Raw genomic sequence first — 1,739 nt, 5'->3', positions numbered from 1 at the left:
GCCCACCACCTGCTCGCGCACCCACCGCGCCTCGGCCGGGTCGAGCATGGCGCGCTCCCCCTCCGTCAGGACGCGCGCCGCGCGGGTGTCGACCATCAGCAGGCGTACGCGCCCGAAGTCCCGCCGATAGCTCCAGCGCGTCGCGCCCGAGTCCGCGTCGGCCGCCGCCGCGAAGGCGCGCAGCGCGTCCGTGCCGTCGGGCGTGGCGCGCACGGAGGCGTAGAGGGCGTCGGTCTCCAGCTCCTCGGGGCGCAGATTGCCGAGGTGCTGATGGACCCAGTACGACATCAGGCCGCTCAGGACCCGCTCGCGCCACCACGGCGTGGCCCGCATCTCGGCCACCCAGGCCGCACTGGTGTTCCAATCGTCTATGACGTCATGATCGTCGAAGATCATGCAGCTGGGCACTGTGGAGAGCAGCCAGCGCACCTCCGGGTCGAGCCAGGACTCGTAATAGAGGTGGGTGTACTCCTCGTAGTCGGCGACCTGGGTCCCCGGCGGCTCGCTGAGGTCCCTGCGCGCGGCGAGCCAGCGCTGGGTCGCCTTCGAGGTCTGGTCCGCGTACACCTGGTCGCCCAGGAGCACCAGGACGTCCGGACGGGCGGCGGCCGGGTCCGCGGCGATGCGGGCGGCCAGCGTGTCCAGGGCGTCGGGCCCCACGGGGTCGTCCTCGTCGTGGGGCGGCGATGCCCAGCGGCAGGAGCCGAAGGTGACGCGCAGCTCGTCGGCGCCGTCCTCGGCGGGCGTGCGGATGGTGCTCGCGGGGAAGCGGGAGCCGGGCAGCGGCCAGACCGCGCTCTCCGCGCTTCCCGCGCTCTCCTCGCGCTCGCCCTCCGGCACCCCGAGCCGTACCTCGTACGCCGTCTCCGTGCCCGGCGTCAGCCCGGTGACCGGGATCAGGGCGTAGTGGTGCCCGGCGACCTGGAAGGTGCGTGCCGAGCCGTGCGCGCCGTCCGCGCACCGCACCTCGGCGGCGCAGGGCCGGTCGGCCTCGACCCAGACGGTCGCCGTGGAGCCGTCGACGTACCTCAGCAGTGGACCGAGCAGCAGTCGTGCCACAGGTGATCACCCTCCTCCGTCGCCCCGTACGGTACGGAACGACGGAGCCGGGCGGGGCGGTTCCGGCACGCGTGTACGGCGTGCCGGTGCCCAGTGGCCGCGTGCCGGGCCTCCGCGGCCGCGTGCCGGTGCTCAGCAGCCGCTGAGGACCGACGTCAGCGCGCTCTTCTCCGCGGAGTCCACCGTGAGCTTGTAGTGGTGCTTCACGTCCACCCACATCCGGGCGTAGAAGCAGTGGTACGAGGCGGTGGGCGGCATCCACTCGGCGGGGTCCTGGTCGCCCTTGGCCTGGTTGACGTTGTCGGTGACGGCGATCAGCTGGGGCTGGGCGAGGTCGTTGGCGAAGCCCTGGCGCTGCGCCGTGGTCCAGCCGCTGGCGCCGGACCGCCAGGCCTCGGAGAGCGCCACGACGTGGTCGATGTCGACGTCGGACGCGGCGGTCCAAGTGCCGCCGTCGTAGGGGGACTTCCACGTCCCGGAGACGGCGGCGCAACTGGCGTCCTGCTGGACGTTGGTGCCGTCGCGCTTGAGGACGACCTCGCGGGTGTTGCAGGCGCCGGACTGGGTGCTCCAGTGCGGGAACTTGTCGCGGCTGTAGCCGTCGGACGAGCCCTCGGCCCTGACGGTCAGTTCACCCAGATAGGTGCGGGCGGTGGCGGCGCCGACCGGGGTCGGGGGAG

The 1,739-nt window shown here is 73.2% G+C and carries 2 protein-coding genes; both read right to left on the bottom strand.

The window, feature by feature from the left end:
- Positions 1 to 1,059, bottom strand: a 1,059-nt coding sequence (locus GKQ77_RS32410) for a DUF7800 domain-containing protein (RefSeq protein ID WP_219692722.1), incomplete at its 3' end; no start/stop codon positions are given.
- 132 nt (positions 1,060 to 1,191) lie between these two features.
- Positions 1,192 to 1,739, bottom strand: a 548-nt coding sequence (locus tag GKQ77_RS32405) for an HNH endonuclease family protein (protein ID WP_258022341.1), incomplete at its 5' end; no start/stop codon positions are given.

The organism is Streptomyces anatolicus (genome assembly GCF_019400875.1).
GTDB lineage: Bacteria > Actinomycetota > Actinomycetes > Streptomycetales > Streptomycetaceae > Streptomyces > Streptomyces anatolicus.
Note: the sequence above shows the minus strand (reverse complement) of the source record. Positions and strands in the feature narration are given on the sequence as shown.